The sequence below is a fragment of the Phytopseudomonas daroniae genome (assembly GCF_004327285.1).
Lineage (GTDB): Bacteria > Pseudomonadota > Gammaproteobacteria > Pseudomonadales > Pseudomonadaceae > Aquipseudomonas > Aquipseudomonas daroniae.
The window spans coordinates 32,627-51,844 of sequence record NZ_QJUI01000001.1 but is presented as its reverse complement, the minus strand read 5'-3'; the positions used below and the strand labels follow the sequence as shown (position 1 = coordinate 51,844).

Below are 19,218 nucleotides of genomic sequence, written 5' to 3'. Positions count from 1 at the left end.
TTGCTAGCGTGGGTTGTTCAGGCAGTGTTCCAGGCCATCCTGCCAATCCGGCAGACGTACGCCCCAGTCACGCTCCAGGCGGGTTCCGTCGAGACGCGAGTTGAGTGGGCGCTGTGCCGGCGTCGGGTAGTCCGTGGTGGCAATCGGCGTCAGTTGCGCGACGGATTTACCTTGCGCCTGCAACTGCACGGCGATGGCCTCGGCGAAGCCGAACCAGGAGGTTTCACCACGCGCGGTGAAGTGATAGAGGCCCCAGGCCGCGACCTGCTCCGTCTGCCAGCGCTGGATCAACTGCTGGGTGGCGGCGGCGATGCTGCCGGCCCAGGTCGGTGCGCCGATCTGGTCGGCGACCACGCTGAGCTGCTCGCGCTCCTGCAGCAGGCGCTGCATGGTCAGCAGGAAGTTGCGTCCGTGCAGAGAATACACCCAACTGGTGCGCAGGATCAGATGCTTGCCGCCAACCGCGGCGATGGCCTGCTCGCCGGCCAGCTTGCTACGGCCATAGACGCTCAGCGGATTGGGAGCGTCATCCTCGTTGTAGGCCGCGGATTTGCTGCCATCGAACACATAATCGGTGGAGTAGTGGATCAGCGGCGCGTCGAGGTCGGCAGCTTCTTCGGCGAGCACGCCGGGCGCGATTGCATTGATGGCGAAAGCGGCATCCGGCTCGCTTTGCGCTGCATCGACCGCGGTGTGCGCGGCAGCGTTGACAATCAGCTGTGGGCGTACCTGACGTACGCACTCGCGAATGCGCTGCGGGTTGCCTAGGTCAAGCTGTTCGCGGCCCAGAACGGTGAGTTCGTCCTGCTTGCCGAGCCGCAGTTGCAGTTCACGGCTGACCTGGCCGTGCTGGCCGAGCAGAAGGATTTTCATGGGAACAGCTCGGCCTCGTCGAGGCCCCGGCCCTGCTGATCCTTGGCCGACAATTGCGGTTGTTCCTGCAGCGGCCAGTCGATGGCCAGCTTGGCGTCATCCCAGCGAATGCAGCGCTCATGGGCGGGCGCGTAGTAGTCGGTGGTCTTGTAGAGGAACTCGGCGTATTCACTGAGCACCAGAAAACCATGGGCGAAGCCTTCCGGCACCCACATCTGCCGCTTGTTGTCGGCAGAGAGGTGCGCGCCGACCCACTGGCCGAACGTCGGTGACTGACGACGCAGATCCACGGCGACGTCATACACCTCGCCAGCCGTGACCCGCACCAGCTTGCCCTGGGCCTGTTGCACCTGATAGTGCAGGCCGCGCAACACTCCGCGCTGCGAGCGCGAATGGTTGTCCTGAACGAACTGGCGTTGCAGGCCGGTCGCGTCAGTGAAGGCCTGGGCATTGAAACTTTCGAAGAAGAAGCCGCGCTCATCGCCGAACACCTTGGGTTCGAGAATGAGTACATCGGGGATAGTGGTTTGGATGACTTGCATCAATTGTCCTCGGCCAGGCTGAACAGGTACTGGCCATAGCCGGTCTTGCCGAACGCCTTGGCCTGGCGCAGCAGGCATTCGCGGTCGATCCAGTCCTGTCCGTAGGCGATCTCTTCCAGACAGGCGACTTTCAGACCCTGGCGGTGCTCGATGGTTTGCACGTACTGCGAGGCTTCCAGCAGGCTGTCGTGGGTGCCGGTGTCGAGCCAGGCGAAGCCACGGCCGAAGCGTTCCACACGCAGGTCGCCACGCTGCAGGTAGGCATTGTTGATGTCGGTGATTTCCAGCTCGCCGCGGGGCGAGGGTTTGACTGCCTTGGCGATCTCGATGACGTCGTTGTCGTAGAAATACAACCCGGTTACCGCATAGTGGGAGCGGGGCTGGGCCGGCTTTTCCTCGATGGAAATGGCCTGGCCCTGGTCGTCGAACTCGACCACTCCGAAGCGTTCGGGATCCTTGACCCAGTAGCCGAACACGGTGGCACCTTTTTCCGCCTGGGCGGCGCGCAGCAGTTTTTCGGTGAAGTGCTGGCCATGGAAGATGTTGTCGCCGAGGATCAGGCACACCGGGTCAGTGCCGATGAACTGCTCGCCGATGATGAAGGCACGCGCCAGACCATCCGGTTCGGGCTGCTCGGCGTAGCTCAACTGCAGGCCGAACTGGCTGCCGTCGCCCAGCATCTTCTGGAACTGCGGCAGGTCGTGGGGTGTGGAAATGATCAGGATCTCGCGGATGCCGGCAAGCATCAGCACCGACAGCGGGTAGTAGATCATCGGCTTGTCGTAGATCGGCAGCAGTTGCTTGGACACGCCCAGGGTGATCGGGTGCAGGCGGGTGCCGGAGCCTCCGGCGAGGATGATGCCTTTCATTGTTGTTGCTCCATGGGGGCGCCGAGCCGCTCACGCTGATAGCTGCCGTCCTGGACGCGGCGGCACCAGTCGAGGTTGTCCAGGTACCAGCGCACGGTCTTGCGCAGGCCGCTGGGGAAGGTTTCCTGCGGCGTCCAGCCCAGTTCGCGCTCGATCTTGCCTGCATCGATGGCATAGCGCAGGTCGTGGCCGGGGCGGTCGGTGACGAAGGTGATCTGGTCGCGATAAGAGCCTGCTGCACGCGGCTGAAGCTCGTCGAGCAGGTCGCAGATGGCGTGCACCACATCGAGGTTCTTCTGCTCGTTGTGGCCGCCGATATTGTAGGTCTCGCCAACCTCGCCGCGGGTGACCACCTGCAGCAGGGCGCGGGCGTGATCCTCGACGAACAGCCAGTCGCGCACCTGCTGGCCGTTGCCATACACCGGCAGCGATTTGCCATCCAGCGCATTGAGGATGACCAGCGGGATCAACTTTTCCGGGAAGTGATACGGGCCGTAGTTGTTCGAGCAGTTGGTCAGCAGCACCGGCAGGCCATAGGTGCGCTGCCAGGCGCGTACCAGGTGATCCGAGGCGGCCTTGCTGGCCGAATAGGGCGAGCTGGGCGCGTAGGGCGTCTGCTCGGTGAACAGGTCGTCGACGCCGTGCAGGTCGCCATACACCTCGTCGGTGGAGATGTGATGGAAGCGGAACGCCTGACGACGCTGATCGTCCAGGCCCAGCCAGTAGGCACGGGTGGCTTCGAGCAGGGTGTAGGTGCCGACGATGTTGGTCTGGATGAACGCTGCCGGGCCGTCGATGGAGCGGTCGACGTGGGATTCGGCGGCCAGGTGCATGATGGCGTCGGGCTGAAAACGCTGCAGCGCATCGGCCACCGCGGGCTGATCGCCGATATCAGCCTGCAGGAAGCTGTATCGAGGATTTTCCGCGACCTGCTTCAGGGATTCCAGGTTGCCGGCGTAGGTCAGCTTGTCGAGGTTGAGCACCTCGTGATCGGTGTCGTTCATCAGGTGACGAATCAGCGCGGAGCCGATGAAGCCCGCACCGCCGGTGACAAGAATGCGCATTTCAGAAAGCCCGACGTTGGAAAAACGCAAAGTATGCCTGTCCACAGGGTTTTGCGTACAGCCGGCCAGCCCTAGCCGATACTCGGTGCGGTAGCCGTATCGCGCTCCAGCAGGGTTTCGAATCGATTCAGATCGAGCAGGAAGGATGAGCGGGCGTTGCCCTGGGTGTCTTGGAGGCGATGCCTGTAGTGGTGCTCTGGTGCGGGTGCTTCGATCAGTTTGACGAGTTCGGCAAAGGGCAGGCGATAGATGCCTGCCAGGTAGTCGACACGGCCAAAGCGCGATTCGGTCTGCGTCCAGTCGACCCAGTAATAAATGTCGATCTGTGGATAAAGCCGCGAATAGCGTTCGTAGTCCTTGCGGTTGAAGGTCACCGTACGTCGTGGATCCAGGCCATAGCGGGCGCTGACGAAGAAGGGGGTGTTCTGCACCTTGAGATCGGCCAGCCGACCCTCGACCAGAAGATCCGGAGCGTAGGGGTTGTGCGTCTTTTCCGGGTTTTCCATGGCGGGTAGCCGCAGATGACGGCTACACAGCTCGACGAAGCTGCGCTCCAGATGCAGGCCGTGATGGCACCACCAGCCCTTGTCTTCGGTGTCGTGGAGAACGCTGTCATTGCGAATGGGCATCGGTACATTCCTTGTCCGTGGGGTGGGCGGTTGCCGACCCTGGCTACCGTGGTTGGGCATGCGTCTGTACCCGCATGCCCACTCAGTCTAGACGCTCACAGCCGTGCGCTTGAAAAGGTGTCGCAGGCGTTGACCTGGCCGCCTTCGAAGCCTGTGGTAAACCAGCGCACGCGCTGCGCCGAGGTGCCGTGGGTGAAGGAGTCCGGCACCACCTGACCACGGGCCTGCTGCTGCAGACGGTCGTCGCCGATGGCGTTGGCGGCGTTCAGGGCTTCCTCCAGATCACCGGGTTCCAGCCAGTCCAGGCGCCGTTGCGCATGATGCGCCCAGATGCCGGCCAGGCAGTCGGCCTGCAGCTCCTGACGCACCAGCAGGCCATTGGCACCTTCCAGGTTTTCGCCCCGCTGGCGTGCCGCATTGACCTTGGCGGAGACGCCCAGCAGGGTCTGCACGTGGTGACCGACCTCGTGGGCGATCACATAGGCCTGGGCAAAGTCGCCAGCCGCGCCGTAGCGCTGTTCCAGATCGCGGAAGAAGCTCAGATCCAGGTAGACCTGCTTGTCGCCCGGACAATAGAAGGGGCCGACCGCCGAACTGGCGAAGCCGCATGCGGAATTCACGCCGCCATCGAACAGTACCAGGGTTGGATCCTGATACTGGCGATTGGCGGACTGGAATATCTCGCGCCAGGTGTCTTCGGTGTCGCCAAGAACCGCTCGCACGAACTCCGACTGCTCGTCGTTGGTGGCGGGGCGATCCGTCTGGCTGGTGGAGTAGGAGTCTGATTGGCCCGCCAACTGACCGAGGATCTGCAGCGGATCCTGGCCCATCAGCAAGCCGACCACCACGACAATGGCGATACCGCCCAGGCTCAGGCCGCGGCCACCACCAAAACGCGATCCGCCGCCGCGGGCATCCACCACATTGTCACTGCGTCGTGCTCGTTTCCAGCGCATGCTTTAGTCCTTTCAATCAGTTGCCCGGGTAGCTACTGACCACGCTTTCGCCGCCTTGTGCGTCCAGGCCGATGACCTGATAGGCATCGCGGATGTCGCCGCGCTCCATGCCCGGCGAGCCGGTGGGCATTCCAGGGGCGGCGATGCCAAGCAGATCCGGACGTTGGCGCAGGGCGAGAATGTCCGCCGCCGGTACATGACCTTCGACGAATTTGCCGTCGATCATGCCGGTGTGGCAGGAGCCCAGGTGCTCGGGCACGCCGAGGCGCTGCTTGACGGCGTGCATATCGGTTTCAACGTGATCGTTGACCTGAAAGCCGTTGGCCTCCAGGTGGCTGATCCAGCCCTTGCAACAGCCGCAATTGGCATCGCGGTGCACGTCGATGGTGAGTGGCTCGGCGGCCTGGACGATGCCGGCGAACAAGCCGGCGAGCAGAAGCAGTGGGCGCATGCTGGGATCCTCGATGAACGTTGAGCGAGCATAGCGCTGCGAGAGAGCATTTACCTCATTCGATGGCTTCGTAGGGTAGACCCACGTAGTTTTCGGCGATGCTGGTGCGCCCCGCCTCGGAGCCCACGAAGTAATCCAGTTCGGTCTGACGCATGCGCGCGGTGAAGGCGTCGGTATCCGGGAAGTTGTGCAGCAGGCCGGTCATCCACCAGGAGAAGCGCTCGGCTTTCCACACGCGACGCAGGCAGATCGACGAGTAGCGTTCGAGCAAGTCGGTACGGCCTTCGCGGTAGACCTTGAGCAGGATGCGGTACAGGGTACTGACGTCGCTGGCGGCCAGGTTGAGGCCCTTGGCACCGGTCGGCGGGACGATATGGGCGGCATCGCCGAGCAGAAACAGGCGGCCGTACTGCATGGGCTCGACGACGAAGCTGCGCAGCGGCGCGATGCTCTTCTCGATGGACGGGCCGGTCACCAGGCTGGCCGCGGTGTCGGCTGGCAGGCGCGACCTGAGTTCGTCCCAGAAGCGTTCGTCGGGCCAATCCTCTACCTGCTCTTCGAGTCCTACCTGCACGTAATAGCGGGTGCGTGTTGGCGAACGCATGCTGCACAGGGCGAAGCCGCGTGGGTGGCTGGCGTAGATCAGCTCCTCGGCCACTGGCGGGGTGTCGGCCAGCACGCCGAGCCAGCCGAATGGATAGACCCGCTCGAAAACCTGCAGAGCTTCGGCTGGAATCGATTGCCGCGACACACCATGGAAACCGTCGCAGCCAGCGATGTAGTCGCAGTCGAGGCGATGTTCCTTGCTGTCCTTTCGATAGGTGACGTGGGGAGTGCCGTCCTTCAGGTCGTGCAATTGCACGTCGCTGACTTCGTAGTGAATCGGTGCGCCATTGGCCGTGCGGGCTTCCATCAGGTCGCGGGTGACCTCGGTCTGCCCGTAGATCATCACCGTCTTGCCGCCGCTCAACCCCTTGAGGTCGATGCGCTCGCGACGGCCGTCGAAGGCCAGCTCGAAGCCATCGTGTACCAATCCTTCACGCTCCATCCGTGCGCCTACGCCGGCCTCGCGCAGCAGATCGACCATCCCCTGTTCGAGCACCCCGGCACGGATTCGGCCGAGCACGTAGTCGGGGCTTTGTCGCTCGAGAATGACGTTGTCGATACCGGCCTTGTGCAGCAACTGGCCGAGCAGCAGGCCGGACGGGCCGGCCCCGATAATGGCGACGGAGGTTTTCATGGATTGTCCTCTGCTTGTTGTAATGGACGCTTGTGTTTGTATTTTTGATTGGACTTGTCCGGCGGATAAGGCAAATTCACGTCGTTTACTTGGACTTTTATAAACTCCGTTCGCCTATCGGCCATTTCTTGAAGGAGGCGCCATGACCCAGCAGCAAATCGCCGTGCCGGTGTTCAAGCTGTATGGCGACGCCCTGGAGTGGCCGACGCCCGACCTGCTGCACTGCGAGTCGATTCCCAAGCGCAGCCGCCTGCACGACTGGGTGATCGAGCCCCATCGCCATCCGGATCTGCTGCAGTTGCTTTACTTACGCCGCGGCTGGGCGCTGATCGAAGTGGAAGGCGTACAGACGCGCATCGAAGAAGCGGCGCTGCAGGTACTGCCGCCGTTGTGTGTGCACGGCTTCCAGTTTTCCGACGATGTGGATGGCTACGTGCTGACCCTGGCCGCGCCGTTGGTGGCGCAACTGGAGGCGCATCTGGGCGCTCAGCACCCGGTGTTCAGCGCGCCGGCGCTGTATCCGGTAGGTGCCGACCAGGGTTATCTGGATACCCTGTTCGACGCTATCGACCAGGAGTATGGGCAAAGTGCGCCGGCACGTAATCTGCTGCTGCAGTCGCTGGTCGGCGTGCTGGCCGTCTGGCTCGGGCGCCAGGTGCTGGTGCGCCAGGCCGCTGATCGGCCGACGCGCGGTGAGCAACATCTGGCCGCCTTTACCCGCCTGGTGGAACAACATTTCCGCGAGCAGCTGTCGATCGAGCGTTACGCGAAGCGGCTCGGCATCACCACCGCGCACCTCAACGGCATGACCCGCCGTTACGCTGGTCAAAGCGCCCAGGCGCTGGTGCACCAGCGGCAATTGCTCGAAGCCAAACGCTTGCTGGTGTATTCGTCGATGACGCTCAGCCAGATCGCCGACGCCCTGCAGTTCTCCGAACCGGCGTATTTTTCGCGCTTCTTCAAGCGCCTGACCGGCCAGACGCCGAGCGCCTTCCGGCTGCAGCGTTGAGTGACCTATGCTCAACCTATTTGGAGGACTACGCCCATGCTGTTTGCCCGTGTGTTTCTCGCTGTGCAGATTCTGGTACTCGCCGGCTTTGGCCTCGCCTATTTCCTGCGCCCTCACGAGATGGGCGCCGTCAGCGGCATGTTGCTGATGGAGGCGGCCGCGGTGACGGATGTGCGTGCCTATTACGGCACCCTGCAGGTCGGTATGGCGGTGTTTCTCGGGCTGGGGCTGTGGTCGCGTGATCTGACCCGCCCGGCGCTGATCCTGCTGCTGGTGCTCTATGTCAGCCTGGTGCTGGGGCGTATCGCCGGCCTGTGGCTCGATGGCGGCGCGCAGCAGACCTTCAATCTCTGGGCTGCGCTGTTCGAAGTGGTGTCGGCCGGTCTTGCCGGCTGGGCGCTGCAGCGCTGGCGGGCGGTATGATGCGACTTCCGATGGTGGCGACGAGGGCATGATGTACAAATCCGGACAGCGGGTACTGGCAGCATTGCGACAGATGATTGCCTCCGGCGAGCTGGTGGCCGGCGAACGTATCGCCGAGATTCCCACGGCCGAGCGTCTGCAGGTTTCGCGCACGCCAATACGCATTGCCTTTCGCACGCTCGAGCAGGAGGGGCTGCTGTGCAAGGCCCCTGGCCGCGGTTACACGGTGCGTGCGGTGACCGACGACGATATTGCGGGCGCCGTCGAGGTGCGGGGTGTGCTGGAAGGGTTGGCGGCGCGCCAGGCTGCCGAGCGCGGCTTGTCCGAAGCTATTCGCAACCGGCTGCACGATTGCCTGGTGGAGGGCGATCGCCTGTTCGAGAAAGGCCATGTGGTGATGGAGGAGCTGGAAATCTATCACGACCTCAACAAGCGATTTCACCAGGCGATCATCGAGGCCAGCGGCAACAGCGCCATTGCCGTGGCCCTGTCGCGCAACGATCACTTGCCGTTCGCCTCGGTCAGCTCCCTGGCGGTGGATGGCAACGACATGCCCCGTGAATACCGCCGTTTCAGCTTCGCCCATATGCAGCATCACGCCGTTTACGATGCGTTGATCAACGGCCAGGGCGCTCGCGCCGAAGGGATCATGCGCGAGCACGCCAACGCCACCCTGCGTTACGCACGCACGGCGCAGTTGGGTGATTCGGCCGAGACGGCGATGACGGTATTGCGGCATGGCTGAGAGCGGGGCGGGTTGGTCGATCCGCCGCGCGTTGGAGAGCGACGCTGAGGCGATCAGTCAGGTCATCGTGCAGACCTTGCGGCTCAGCAATGCCCAGGATTATCCGCCCGATGTGATCGAGCGGGTGGCGAGCAATTTCGATGCAGACGGCGTGCGTCAGCTCATGGCCTCGCGGCAGGTGTTCGTGCTGCTCGATAAGGCACGGGTGGTGGCCACCGCGAGCCTGGCGGGTGATGTGGTGAGGTCGGTGTTCGTCCTCCCTGTCGTACAGGGGCGTGGCTTGGGTAAAGCGCTGATGAGGTATGTCGAAAGGGTGGCGCGTGATGCCGGCGTTCAGCGACTGCTGGTGCCGGCCTCGTTGACCGCGGTGAGCTTCTACGCGGCACTGGGCTATAGCGTGATACGTGAGGTCGTCGAAGGCGACGAGCGAACTCAGGTGATGGCTCGCGTGCTCAGTGGCTGATTTCGGCCGCTGTTGGCAGCGTCAAGGCGATAGTGGACGCTCACCTCGTAGGGTGGATCGGGGCGCGTAGCTGACGCTCTTTTCATCCACCATCGCGGTTGCAGAGCGGTGGACGGGTGAAGCGTCGTCCACCCTACGAAAGGCCGCTTGCGCTACTTTGCAGCCACGGAAGACCCGCAGCAGGTCAGATATCGAGCACCAGTCGCGCGCTTTTCGAGCGCGAGCAGCAGGGTGTGAACTGGTCGTTGGCGGCCTGTTCGTCCTCGGTGAGAAACAGATCGCGATGATCCGGTTCGCCTTCCAGCACGCGGGTCAGGCAGGTACCGCAGATGCCTTGCTCACAGGACACCGGAATCTCCACGCCGATGCCGCGCAGCACCTCCACCACGCTGACTCCTTCCGGTACCTGCAGCACATCGCCGCTGCTGGCCAGCTGAATCTCGAAGCCTTCCTGGGGCTGGTCATCCGCTTCAGCGCTGAAGTATTCGCGGTGCAGGTTGTCGCCCCCCCATCCCAGGTTACGGGCGCTATCGAGCACATGCTCCATGAAGCCGCCGGGGCCGCAGACGTAGAGGTGCGCCCGGGCCTGGGGTGAGCCGATCAGGACGGCGGTATCCGGGCGTTTGCTCGGGTCACCCTCATCGAAATGCAGGTGCACGCGGTCGGCGAACGGCGATTGCTGCAAGCGTTCGACGAACGCCGCCTGCTGCGCCGAGCGGGCGAAGTAGTGCAGCGTGAAATCACCGCCGGTGTGGCTCAATCGCTCGGCCATGCAGAGGATCGGGGTAATGCCGATTCCACCGGCCATCAGCAGATGGCGCCTGGCGTCGTGCTGCAGCGGGAACAGGTTGCGGGGTTCGCTGATGCTCAGCCTGACGCCTTGCTGCAGCCCGTGCATGGCTCTGGAGCCGCCGCGGGAATCGGCGTTCTGCAGCACGGCGATCTGGTAGCGGTGGCGCTCTTCCGGGTGGTTGCACAGCGAATACTGGCGAATCAGCCCGTCCGGCAGGTGTACGTCGATATGGGCACCGGCGCTGAATGCCGGCAGGGGTGCATCATCTTCACGGGCCAGGTCGAAACTGAGAATGTCCTGGGCTTGCTGCTCGATGGTTTTGACGACGACGTCGATCATGATGGTGTTCTCACGAAAAGGCGATCCGCTCGCCGCACTGGCGGCGAGCACAGCGGACGATGGTTCAGCCGACCTGGCGGACGTCGATCTTCTGGGCGTCTGCGGCCTGTTCTTCGGCGATCAGGCGTTCGATGATGCGTCGTGACTGCACGCCGCCGGCGTCGATATTGAGCTTGAGCAACTGCCGTTCGGGTTGCCACAGCAGGTTGCGCTGCTGCAGCTCGAGCATCTCCAGGTCTTCGCTGAAGATCTTGCCCTGGCCTTCGCGAATGCTGTCGGTGAGTGCCTGATCCTCGGGCTTGAAGCTGCGCGCCATGCCCCAGAAGTACCAGATCGAGGTGTCGCTCTCGGGGGTGATGAAATCCACCACCACGCTGGCTGCCTTGACGTTCGCCGGCGCCTCGTAGCCGCCATGTCCTGCATGGGCCACGCCCACTTCGATCATCACGTGGCTGGGTGGGCTGAAGCGGCAGATCTGCCAGCGATCCACCGGCACGTCGTCGGCCAGGCCGTTACCGCGCAGGGCCATACGCCAGAAGGGCGGTGCCATGATGTTTTCCATATGGCGGCTGGTGATCACTTCATCACCTTCCACCTTGGTGACGGGCGGCGCTTCGTCGATCTCCTTCTGACCGATGCTCGACGCGTGCACGTAGGTCTCGTGGGTCAGATCCATCAGGTTGTCGATCATCAGGCGGTAGTCGCAGTTGATGTGAAACAGTCCGCCGCCGTACGCCCACTCAGGGTTTTCCGCCCACTCCAGATGGTGGATGGTGGCCGGATCGGCCAGCTCCTGATCCCCCGTCCACACCCAGACAAAGCCATAGCGCTCCACCGCCGTAAAGCGGCGGATGCCTGGAAAGCCTCGCACGCGCTGGCCGGGCATGGCCACGGTCTTGCCTTCGCAGCCCATCTCCAGGCCGTGATAGCCGCAGATCAGGTTGCCATTCTCGACATAGCCGAGAGACAGGGGCGCGCCGCGGTGCGGACAGAAATCTTCCAGCGCCACGACCTGCTGGTCGGCGCCGCGATAGAAGACGATTTTCTCCCCGCAGATCTGCCGGCCCAAAGGTTTGTCGGCGATTTCGTCGGGGGTGCAGGCGACATACCAGGCATTTTTCGGGTACATGAGTGACCTCTGTTCTTGTTGGTGTTATTGGATCCAATGGTTGATTTTTAAACAGAGTATTGTCAATGGCTGGTCGGGAAAATAATTAACAAAACAAACTGTCCGATCAGCGAACGTAATATTCAGGCGCGTCATACACGCTGTGGCGCCTGTTTTCGGGCGTTGTCTCCATCCGAATGGATCGGTAGGGGCTTTTCAGGTGATTTCCGTGGATTGAGAGTTGGATCCATTTCTGCGAGCGTGGCTCAGCTGTTTCCCATAAAAACAATCAAGGGTTTGCGCTGATGAACCACTTTCTTCCCGTTCAGGACGTCGCCCCCGTAGGCCGCTTCCTGTTGCAAGCAACTGCATCTCACTACCGCGCGTTCTCCCTCGCTGATGCGGGAGGTATGCGATGAGCGATCTTCGGCATATCGTCGATCAGGGGCCGATGCGCGGCTTTCAGTGGGTCGCCGTCGGGGTGTGCATCGTCCTCAACATGATCGATGGCTTCGACGTGCTGGTGATGGCTTTCACGGCATCGTCGGTCGCTGCGGAGTGGAACCTCAGCGGCGCCGAAATCGGCCTGCTGCTCAGCGCCGGGCTGCTCGGCATGGCGGCCGGGTCGCTGTTCATCGCGCCCTGGGCGGATCGTATTGGCCGGCGTCCGTTGATCCTGCTGTGTCTGGTGCTGTCCGGTACGGGCATGCTGCTCTCGGCGCTGAGCCAGTCGCCCACCCAATTGGCATTGCTGCGTGGGCTCACCGGCCTGGGTATTGGCGGCATTCTGGCCAGCAGTAACGTGATCGCCAGTGAGTACGCGTGCAAGCGCTGGCGCGGCCTGGCGGTCAGCCTGCAGTCCACCGGCTATGCGTTGGGGGCGACCCTCGGCGGCTTGCTGGCGGTGTGGCTGTTGTCGCAATGGGGCTGGCGTTCGGTGTTTTTCGCAGGCGGACTGATGACCTTCGCGGCCATTCCGCTGGTGCTGCTGTGGCTGCCCGAGTCTCTGGATTTCCTGCTGTCCAAACAGCCTGCCAAGGCGCTGCTCAGGGTCAATAGCCTGGCAGCCAAGCTGGGTCAGCCAGGTCTTGCGGCGCTGCCTGCACTGGCCGTGGGCGAGCAGAGCAAGGGCGGAACCTTCGCGCGCCTGTTCGACCCGGATCTGCGTCGCAGCACGCTACTGATCTGGCTGCTGTTCTTTCTGGTGATGTTCGGCTTCTACTTCATCATGAGCTGGACGCCCAAACTGCTCACCTCATCCGGTCTGTCGGTGCAACAGGGCGTGACTGGCGGCGTGCTGCTGAGCATTGGTGGGATCTTCGGTGCGGCATTGCTCGGCCTGCTTTCGGCACGTTTTTCCCTGGCCCGTGTGCTGGCGGCATTCATGCTGATCACCGCAGTGCTGCTGGTGGTGTTCACCAGTATCGGTTCGTCCTTCACCGCTGCTTTGGGCATGGGGCTGCTGATCGGCCTGTTCTCCAATGGTTGCGTGGCGGGTTTGTACGCCTTGTCACCGATGATCTACGGCGCTTCGGTGCGCGCCACGGGTGTAGGCTGGGCCATTGGTATCGGTCGCGGCGGTGCGATCCTGTCGCCGACCGTGGCGGGCTTCATGCTCGATGGCGGTTGGGAACCGCTGCAGTTGTATACATGGTTCGCCCTGGTATTCGTTGCCGCCGCGTTGCTGTTGCTGACCTTGCTGCCGGCGCAGAAAGCCCGTGAGTTGAAGCCTGCTCAGGCGTGACTCGATGCGGAGAGCAGGGTATACCCTGCGCTCCGTCGAGCGTTACCAGAGTGCCAGGGTGTAGTCGATGTGCAGGCGGGTCTGGTTTTCGTCGCGAAACGATGCGGCGGCGGGGAAGTCGTTGCGGTAGATCGAGTGCCGCGCCTTCAGGCCCACCCCCTTGAAGGTACCGCTCTGGATGACGTAACCCACTTCCATCTGCAGTTCGCGTTCCTTGAGGTCGTTGCCGTCCAGGGCGACCAGCTCGATATTGTCGCCACGCAAATAGCGCAGGCGAGTCTTCAGGCCGGGAACGCCCGCAGCGGCGAAGTCGTAATCGTAGATCGCCTGCCAGGTACGCTCCTTCGGATTGACGAAATCCGAGCTCATCGCCATTTCACTGATCACCATGGATTCGGTGCCGGAAATGTAGGGCTTGGCGCTGTCGCCGCTCTGGTGCATGTAACCGAGGGTGAAACGATGACCGTCGATGGCATAGGCGAACTGCGCCGCCAGGTTGCGGTTGTCCACTTTTCCAGCCTTGGCGCTGCCATCCTCGCCGCTGTCGAACGCGCGCAGGTCGGTGCTCAGCACGCCGGGGCCCACAGGCTGTTCGTGCAGCAGGCCGAGGTATTCCTGGCGATACAGGTCGGCGACTTCAGTGTGGTAGGCGCGCAGTTTCAGGCTCTGACTGACTTGATAGTCGCCCCCGAAAGATACCGCGTGCGAGCTTTCCGCTGTCGGGTCGAAGCGCCGGTTTGGCGAGGCGACGGTCATGGCCTGGTAGTCGGTGGAGTCGCGGCGGTTGATGCGATCGATATAGCCGGCGTGCAGTGTCAGGTCGTCGATATCCATGGACTGCAGATGGGCACCGCGGAACGACTGTGGCAGCAGGCGTGCCGGACTGGCAACGACGGAGGGCAGGAACAGCGACAGGTCGCCGGCTTTCAGCACCGTCTTGCCAACGCGCATCTTCGCGGTAGGCGCCAGGCGTGAATATTCGTCCGCCGCCCGGCCAGTGCTGGCCGATACCGGCAGCAGCTCCGTGCCGCTGCGACCTGGCGACGAATCCAGTTTCACGCCCAGCAGGCCGGTAACGTCCAGCCCGAAGCCGATGTCGCCGGGCGTGTAGCCCGACTCCATTTTCAGGATGAAACCCTGGGCCCATTCGCGGGCTGCGGATTTGCCGCCGTCATCCTTGTAGTCCCGATCCATGTAGTAGTTGCGCGTGGTCAGCTTGGCCGTGCTGTCCTCGATGAAGCCTTCCGCCAGTGTATTACCGGCCAGCACCCAGGGCGCCAGCAGGAGTACCAGCAGAGGGCCGCTGTAGCGGCAATGGCTGATAGAGGGAATTGTGGCGGTGTTCACCCGGTGGGTCTGCATGTCATTGTCCTTTTGTTTTTGTTGTTGGCGCGTTGCGATAGCGCTCCCGGAGGGGCCGCTGGTGCAGGATTGCTTGCCTGCTGCGTGGCGAGAATGGAAAGGCAATGGAAGGTGGTCAATCCGAACCGTTCGATAATCGAACGTTAAAAATATTAATTATGTTTGATGTTAATTGTTTCGGTCGGATAAGCCGCTGATTCGTATTGGGTAATTTGCCAAATCCGCCTTTAATAAAGATTACTTTCGTTATTGATTATATTTGTTAATCTTTTTGAGGGTCGTCAGACGGCCGACAGTCCCGGGCGGTTATCGACCGTTTGCCGGGAGCGAAGACAACAACAATAAAATCGAGGTTACCCATGGACACGCCATCGCGTCGCTCGACGCTGACCGTCACGCTGTGTTTTATCGTCGCGCTCATCGAGGGGCTGGATCTGCAATCGGCAGGCATCGCCGCCGCCGGGATTCGCCAGGCCTTCGAACTCGATCAGAAAATGATGGGCTGGATGTTCAGTGCCAGCATCATCGGCCTGCTGCCCGGCGCCTTCTTCGGTGGCTGGCTGGCCGACCGCATCGGCCGCAAGCGAGTGCTGATCGGTGCGGTGATCATCTTCGGAATCTTCTCGCTGTGGACGGCCTACGTCGGTAGCGTCAACGCGCTGTTGCTGGCGCGCTTCATGACCGGCCTGGGCCTCGGCGCTGCATTGCCGAACCTGATCGCGTTGTGCGCCGAAGCGGTCGACGAGCGTCGCCGCGGTACCGCCATCAGCATCATGTACTGCGGTGTGCCGCTGGGTGGTGCCATCGCGGCGGTGGTCGGCATGCTCGGTGGTGACAGCTGGCAGACGGTGTTCATCGTTGGTGGCGTGGCGCCGTTGCTGGTGACGCCGCTGCTGATGATCCTGCTGCCCGAGTCGCGGGATTTCCGCGAACAGCATCAGAGCGCTGCGCCGGTTCGCGAGTCCACCGTGCATGCGCTGTTTGGCGAAAACCGCGCAGGTGCGACGTTGGCCTTGTGGATCAGCTATTTCTTCACCCTCACGGTGATGTACATGCTGCTCAACTGGCTGCCTTCTCTGCTGCTCGAACAGGGCTTCAGCAAGTCCCAGGCCGGCACCATCCAGATGCTGTTCAACATCGGCGGCGCCATCGGCTCGCTGCTTGGCGGGGTGTTGCTGGATCGTCGTGGCCGTACAGGCGTGGTCTTGTTCGTTTATGGCGGCGTGCTGGCATCCCTGGCAGGCCTGGGGTTGGCCTCGGGCATGCTGGCCATGGCGGTAGCCGGGTTTGCGGCTGGTCTGTTCGTCATCGCTGCGCAACTGGTGCTCTATGCGTTGGCTCCACCGACCTACCCGACCTCGGTGCGCGCTACCGGTGTCGGCGCTGCGGTGGCGGTAGGCCGCCTGGGTTCGGTTTCCGGCCCCTTGGCGGCTGGGCAGATTCTTGCCGCAGGAGCGGGTACCGCTGGCGTGTTGTTGGCAGCGTCGCCCGGTTTGGTGATCGCCGCGCTGGTGGTACTGGGCATGAGCCGTCGGCGGCCTGCCGATGCGCCCGTGGTTTCGACGACTTCCCGCTGAGAAGGCTGTGCCGATGGACAGACTGACGCGCACACTGGCACTGCTTCTTAGCCTGATCGGCGTTTGCAGAAGGCCGTGGTGCATGACGCTTTTCTGGTGACGTGAGAGAAAGGTGCGTGGCCCTCTGGCCGCTGCACTTTTCCACAGGCAATAAAAAATGGCCGGGAGCCATTTTTAACGTCGCTTGCGACGGCCCGAAGGGTTGCCGCCAGGGATGGCAGGCAATAAAAAACCCGCCGAAGCGGGTTTTCATTGACCAATGCCAACATCCTGTCGGCTGCCATCCTGGCTATGGTCACGTCATCCATGACCCTGAGCACGTCCTGTGCTGCAGGAGTGGGGTTAGATTACGGCGCTGCCTGGGTTTGTCACCAGAGCCAACCGGCGCACTGTTGTGTAAGCCTTTCGCTATAGCGCAGTGGCCATGTGTACTGATCGGGGTTATCAGCGCCCAACGCTGCGCGAATCGAGCTTTGAACCTTGTCCCTATCAAGCAGAAATGATGATTATGATAAATAGTTAATTGACATAACTATTTTTCAGGGTTAGCTTCTGCTCATCGATAACAGACAACAAGAGAGCAATTCGATGAGCAAGTACGAAGGCCGCTGGCAAACCGTCAAGGTCGATGTCGAAGAAGGCATCGCCTGGGTCACTCTCAACCGTCCTGAAAAGCGCAACGCCATGAGCCCGACCCTCAATCGCGAGATGGTCGAGATTCTCGAGGTGCTGGAGCAGGATGCCGAGGCCCGCGTGCTGGTGCTGACCGGTGCCGGCGAGTCATGGACCGCCGGCATGGATCTCAAGGAATACTTCCGCGAAGTGGATGCCGGCCCGGAAATCCTCCAGGAGAAGATCCGCCGCGAGGCCTCGCAATGGCAATGGCGCCTGCTGCGCTTCTATGCCAAACCGACCATCGCCATGGTCAACGGCTGGTGCTTCGGCGGTGGCTTCAGCCCGCTGGTGGCCTGCGACCTGGCGATCTGCGCCGACGAAGCCACCTTCGGTCTGTCGGAGATCAACTGGGGCATCCCGCCGGGCAACCTGGTGAGCAAGGCGATGGCCGACACCGTGGGCCACCGCCAGTCGCTGTACTACATCATGACCGGCAAGACCTTCGGCGGGCAGAAAGCCGCCGAGATGGGCCTGGTCAACGAGAGCGTGCCTCTGGCGCAACTGCGTGAAACCACCCTGGAGCTGGCGCGCAATCTGCTGGAGAAGAACCCGGTGGTGCTGCGCGCGGCCAAGCATGGCTTCAAGCGCTGCCGCGAGCTGACCTGGGAGCAGAACGAAGACTATCTGTACGCCAAACTCGATCAGTCGCGCCTGCTCGACGAAGAGGGCGGCCGCGAGCAGGGCATGAAGCAGTTCCTCGACGACAAGAGCATCAAGCCCGGTCTGCAGGCCTACAAGCGCTGATCGCTCTGCCTGGCGTTAGGTGGCGCTGCTGACAGCGCCACGGTATTCCCGATAAAGACAGCTCCTGATAAAGACAAGAATGAGGAATCATCATGCTGGACGTGCCCCTGCTGATCGGCGGCCAATCGTGCCCCGCCGGTGATGGACGAACCTTCGAGCGCCGCAACCCGGTGACCGGCGAGCTGGTCTCGCGGGTCGCAGCCGCCACCCTGGAGGATGCCGATGCGGCGGTTGCCGCGGCCCAGGCTGCCTTTCCCGTCTGGGCTGCGCTGGTGCCCAACGAGCGGCGTACACGCCTGCTCAAGGCGGCCGAGCAGATGCAGGCGCGGGCCGGCGAGTTCATCGCCGCCGCCGGGGAAACCGGGGCGATGGCCAATTGGTACGGTTTCAACGTGCACCTGGCGTCCAACATGCTGCGCGAGGCTGCGTCGCTGACCACGCAGATCAACGGCGAGGTGATTCCTTCCGACGTCCCCGGCAGTTTCGCCATGGCCCTGCGTCAACCCTGCGGCGTGGTGCTGGGCATCGCGCCCTGGAACGCCCCGGTGATTCTCGCCACCCGCGCCATCGCCATGCCGCTGGCCTGTGGTAACACAGTGGTGCTCAAGGCGTCCGAGCTCAGCCCGGCGGTACATCGCCTGATCGGCCAGGTGCTGCAGGATGCCGGCCTGGGTGATGGCGTGGTCAACGTCATCAGCAACGCCCCGGCAGACGCTGCGGCCATCGTCGAGCGGCTGATCGCCAACCCGGCGGTGCGACGGGTCAATTTCACCGGCTCGACCAAGGTCGGGCGCATCGTCGGCGAACTCTCTGCACGCCATCTCAAGCCGGCACTGCTGGAGCTCGGTGGCAAGGCGCCGCTGCTGGTGCTGGATGACGCCGACCTGGACGCCGCGGTCGAAGCAGCGGCCTTCGGCGCCTACTTCAACCAGGGGCAGATCTGCATGTCCACCGAACGCCTGGTGGTCGACAGCCGGGTGGCCGGCGCCTTCGTCGGCAAGCTGGCCGAGAAGATCGCCACCCTGCGTGCCGGTGATCCGGCTGACAGCGCGTCCGTGCTGGGTTCGCTGGTCGACGTCTCGGCTGGCGAGCGCATCAAGGCGCTGGTCGATGATGCAGTGGATAAAGGTGCGCGCCTGGTCGCCGGCGGCCAGGTCGAGGGCAGTGTCATGCAGGCCACCCTGCTCGACGGTGTGACCCCGGCCATGCGTCTGTACGCCGAGGAGTCCTTCGGCCCGGTGGCCGTGGTACTGCGCGGCGACGGTGACGAGGCACTGCTGCGTCTGGCCAACGATTCCGAGTTCGGCCTGTCGGCGGCGATCTTCAGCCGCGATACCACTCGCGCACTGGCCCTGGCCCAGCGCGTCGAGTCGGGTATCTGCCATATCAACGGGCCGACCGTGCACGACGAGGCGCAGATGCCCTTCGGTGGGGTCAAGTCCAGTGGCTACGGCAGCTTTGGCGGCAGGTCGGCGATCGAGCAGTTCACCCAGTTGCGCTGGGTAACCTTGCAGAACGGCCCACGCCACTATCCGATCTAGCTGCAGCCGATCCAGTCTCTGCGCCTGCCTGCCGCCCTTCCTCGAAGGAGGGGCGGCGGCGCACCGATAGA

At 62.9% G+C, this 19,218-nt stretch carries 19 protein-coding genes; 8 read left to right on the top strand and 11 right to left on the bottom strand.

The features are described 5' to 3' along the window. Positions 1 to 3: 3 nt before the first annotated feature. From rfbD to pobA, 8 genes are all read right to left on the bottom strand, one after another. Positions 4 to 873, bottom strand: coding sequence for a dTDP-4-dehydrorhamnose reductase (rfbD, locus tag DNK06_RS00250; protein ID WP_131178053.1), 870 nt, complete (start codon positions 871 to 873; stop codon positions 4 to 6). Next, positions 870 to 1,415, bottom strand: a complete 546-nt coding sequence (rfbC, locus tag DNK06_RS00245) for a dTDP-4-dehydrorhamnose 3,5-epimerase (RefSeq protein WP_131178052.1) — start codon at positions 1,413 to 1,415, stop codon at positions 870 to 872. Before rfbC ends, rfbD begins: the two co-directional genes overlap by 4 nt. Next, positions 1,415 to 2,284, bottom strand: a complete 870-nt coding sequence (gene rfbA / locus DNK06_RS00240) for a glucose-1-phosphate thymidylyltransferase RfbA (RefSeq protein ID WP_131178051.1) — start codon at positions 2,282 to 2,284, stop codon at positions 1,415 to 1,417. The genes rfbC and rfbA overlap by 1 nt, the downstream gene beginning before the upstream one ends. After that, positions 2,281 to 3,348, bottom strand: a complete 1,068-nt coding sequence (rfbB, locus tag DNK06_RS00235; protein WP_131178050.1) for a dTDP-glucose 4,6-dehydratase — start codon at positions 3,346 to 3,348, stop codon at positions 2,281 to 2,283. Before rfbB ends, rfbA begins: the two co-directional genes overlap by 4 nt. Before the next feature lie 71 nt (positions 3,349 to 3,419). Then, entirely contained in the window at positions 3,420 to 3,977 is a 558-nt protein-coding gene (locus tag DNK06_RS00230) for a hypothetical protein (RefSeq protein ID WP_131178049.1), read from the bottom strand. A gap of 95 nt (positions 3,978 to 4,072) precedes the next feature. Then, positions 4,073 to 4,933 (bottom strand): KPN_02809 family neutral zinc metallopeptidase, encoded by an 861-nt coding sequence (ypfJ, locus tag DNK06_RS00225; protein ID WP_131178048.1) that lies wholly within the window; start codon positions 4,931 to 4,933, stop codon positions 4,073 to 4,075. A 16-nt stretch (positions 4,934 to 4,949) separates the two neighbouring features. Next, complete coding sequence (locus DNK06_RS00220; protein WP_131178047.1) at positions 4,950 to 5,384, bottom strand: DUF411 domain-containing protein; 435 nt, start codon at positions 5,382 to 5,384, stop codon at positions 4,950 to 4,952. 55 nt (positions 5,385 to 5,439) lie between these two features. Then, on the bottom strand, positions 5,440 to 6,624 hold the full coding sequence (pobA, locus tag DNK06_RS00215) for a 4-hydroxybenzoate 3-monooxygenase (RefSeq protein WP_131178046.1): 1,185 nt from the start codon (positions 6,622 to 6,624) through the stop codon (positions 5,440 to 5,442). A 142-nt stretch (positions 6,625 to 6,766) separates the two neighbouring features. On the opposite strand from pobA, the gene DNK06_RS00210 reads away from it, so the two are divergent. The 4 genes from DNK06_RS00210 to DNK06_RS00195 are packed head-to-tail and all read left to right on the top strand — an operon-like array spanning position 6,767 to position 9,264. Next, on the top strand, positions 6,767 to 7,633 hold the full coding sequence (locus DNK06_RS00210) for a helix-turn-helix domain-containing protein (protein ID WP_131178045.1): 867 nt from the start codon (positions 6,767 to 6,769) through the stop codon (positions 7,631 to 7,633). Positions 7,634 to 7,669: 36 nt separating this feature from the next. Further along, on the top strand, positions 7,670 to 8,056 hold the full coding sequence (locus tag DNK06_RS00205; protein WP_131178044.1) for a DUF4345 domain-containing protein: 387 nt from the start codon (positions 7,670 to 7,672) through the stop codon (positions 8,054 to 8,056). 31 nt (positions 8,057 to 8,087) lie between these two features. Further along, positions 8,088 to 8,801, top strand: coding sequence for a GntR family transcriptional regulator (locus DNK06_RS00200; protein WP_131178043.1), 714 nt, complete (start codon positions 8,088 to 8,090; stop codon positions 8,799 to 8,801). Next, entirely contained in the window at positions 8,794 to 9,264 is a 471-nt protein-coding gene (locus DNK06_RS00195) for a GNAT family N-acetyltransferase (RefSeq protein ID WP_131178042.1), read from the top strand. The genes DNK06_RS00200 and DNK06_RS00195 overlap by 8 nt, the downstream gene beginning before the upstream one ends. 184 nt (positions 9,265 to 9,448) lie before the next feature. On the opposite strand, the gene DNK06_RS00190 is transcribed toward DNK06_RS00195, so the two are convergent. Together DNK06_RS00190 and DNK06_RS00185 are read right to left on the bottom strand one after the other, a co-directional pair. Beyond that, positions 9,449 to 10,396 carry a PDR/VanB family oxidoreductase gene (locus DNK06_RS00190; protein ID WP_131178041.1) on the bottom strand — a complete coding sequence of 316 codons (948 nt, stop codon included), beginning with the start codon at positions 10,394 to 10,396 and terminating at the stop codon, positions 9,449 to 9,451. Between the two features lie 64 nt (positions 10,397 to 10,460). Continuing rightward, positions 10,461 to 11,525, bottom strand: a complete 1,065-nt coding sequence (locus DNK06_RS00185; protein WP_131178040.1) for an aromatic ring-hydroxylating dioxygenase subunit alpha — start codon at positions 11,523 to 11,525, stop codon at positions 10,461 to 10,463. A 394-nt stretch (positions 11,526 to 11,919) separates the two neighbouring features. Between DNK06_RS00185 and DNK06_RS00180 the strand changes: the two genes are divergently transcribed. Then, the gene (locus DNK06_RS00180; protein WP_131178039.1) at positions 11,920 to 13,248 is read left to right on the top strand and encodes an MFS transporter; all 1,329 of its coding nucleotides are present in this window, start codon (positions 11,920 to 11,922) and stop codon (positions 13,246 to 13,248) included. 42 nt (positions 13,249 to 13,290) lie between these two features. Here DNK06_RS00180 and DNK06_RS00175 read toward each other — a convergent pair whose 3' ends face one another. Further along, on the bottom strand, positions 13,291 to 14,610 hold the full coding sequence (locus DNK06_RS00175; protein ID WP_131178038.1) for an OprD family porin: 1,320 nt from the start codon (positions 14,608 to 14,610) through the stop codon (positions 13,291 to 13,293). 359 nt (positions 14,611 to 14,969) lie between these two features. Between DNK06_RS00175 and mhpT the strand changes: the two genes are divergently transcribed. From mhpT to DNK06_RS00160, 3 genes are all read left to right on the top strand, one after another. Next, on the top strand, positions 14,970 to 16,187 hold the full coding sequence (gene mhpT, locus DNK06_RS00170) for a 3-(3-hydroxy-phenyl)propionate transporter MhpT (RefSeq protein ID WP_131178037.1): 1,218 nt from the start codon (positions 14,970 to 14,972) through the stop codon (positions 16,185 to 16,187). A gap of 588 nt (positions 16,188 to 16,775) precedes the next feature. Next, complete coding sequence (locus DNK06_RS00165; protein ID WP_042556760.1) at positions 16,776 to 17,606, top strand: p-hydroxycinnamoyl CoA hydratase/lyase; 831 nt, start codon at positions 16,776 to 16,778, stop codon at positions 17,604 to 17,606. 92 nt (positions 17,607 to 17,698) lie between these two features. Further along, the gene (locus DNK06_RS00160; protein WP_131178036.1) at positions 17,699 to 19,147 is read left to right on the top strand and encodes an aldehyde dehydrogenase; all 1,449 of its coding nucleotides are present in this window, start codon (positions 17,699 to 17,701) and stop codon (positions 19,145 to 19,147) included. Positions 19,148 to 19,218 lie beyond the last annotated feature (71 nt).

What these genes read in the sequence shown, in the direction of transcription:
- rfbD (WP_131178053.1), bottom strand. Translation starts at nt 873, where the DNA reads ATGAAAATCCTTCTGCTCGGCCAGCACGGCCAGGTCAGCCGTGAACTG.
- rfbC (WP_131178052.1), bottom strand. Translation starts at nt 1,415, where the DNA reads ATGCAAGTCATCCAAACCACTATCCCCGATGTACTCATTCTCGAACCC.
- rfbA (WP_131178051.1), bottom strand. Translation starts at nt 2,284, where the DNA reads ATGAAAGGCATCATCCTCGCCGGAGGCTCCGGCACCCGCCTGCACCCG.
- rfbB (WP_131178050.1), bottom strand. Translation starts at nt 3,348, where the DNA reads ATGCGCATTCTTGTCACCGGCGGTGCGGGCTTCATCGGCTCCGCGCTG.
- DNK06_RS00230 (WP_131178049.1), bottom strand. Translation starts at nt 3,977, where the DNA reads ATGCCCATTCGCAATGACAGCGTTCTCCACGACACCGAAGACAAGGGC.
- ypfJ (WP_131178048.1), bottom strand. Translation starts at nt 4,933, where the DNA reads ATGCGCTGGAAACGAGCACGACGCAGTGACAATGTGGTGGATGCCCGC.
- DNK06_RS00220 (WP_131178047.1), bottom strand. Translation starts at nt 5,384, where the DNA reads ATGCGCCCACTGCTTCTGCTCGCCGGCTTGTTCGCCGGCATCGTCCAG.
- pobA (WP_131178046.1), bottom strand. Translation starts at nt 6,624, where the DNA reads ATGAAAACCTCCGTCGCCATTATCGGGGCCGGCCCGTCCGGCCTGCTG.
- DNK06_RS00210 (WP_131178045.1), top strand. Translation starts at nt 6,767, where the DNA reads ATGACCCAGCAGCAAATCGCCGTGCCGGTGTTCAAGCTGTATGGCGAC.
- DNK06_RS00205 (WP_131178044.1), top strand. Translation starts at nt 7,670, where the DNA reads ATGCTGTTTGCCCGTGTGTTTCTCGCTGTGCAGATTCTGGTACTCGCC.
- DNK06_RS00200 (WP_131178043.1), top strand. Translation starts at nt 8,088, where the DNA reads ATGTACAAATCCGGACAGCGGGTACTGGCAGCATTGCGACAGATGATT.
- DNK06_RS00195 (WP_131178042.1), top strand. Translation starts at nt 8,794, where the DNA reads ATGGCTGAGAGCGGGGCGGGTTGGTCGATCCGCCGCGCGTTGGAGAGC.
- DNK06_RS00190 (WP_131178041.1), bottom strand. Translation starts at nt 10,396, where the DNA reads ATGATCGACGTCGTCGTCAAAACCATCGAGCAGCAAGCCCAGGACATT.
- DNK06_RS00185 (WP_131178040.1), bottom strand. Translation starts at nt 11,525, where the DNA reads ATGTACCCGAAAAATGCCTGGTATGTCGCCTGCACCCCCGACGAAATC.
- DNK06_RS00180 (WP_131178039.1), top strand. Translation starts at nt 11,920, where the DNA reads ATGAGCGATCTTCGGCATATCGTCGATCAGGGGCCGATGCGCGGCTTT.
- DNK06_RS00175 (WP_131178038.1), bottom strand. Translation starts at nt 14,610, where the DNA reads ATGCAGACCCACCGGGTGAACACCGCCACAATTCCCTCTATCAGCCAT.
- mhpT (WP_131178037.1), top strand. Translation starts at nt 14,970, where the DNA reads ATGGACACGCCATCGCGTCGCTCGACGCTGACCGTCACGCTGTGTTTT.
- DNK06_RS00165 (WP_042556760.1), top strand. Translation starts at nt 16,776, where the DNA reads ATGAGCAAGTACGAAGGCCGCTGGCAAACCGTCAAGGTCGATGTCGAA.
- DNK06_RS00160 (WP_131178036.1), top strand. Translation starts at nt 17,699, where the DNA reads ATGCTGGACGTGCCCCTGCTGATCGGCGGCCAATCGTGCCCCGCCGGT.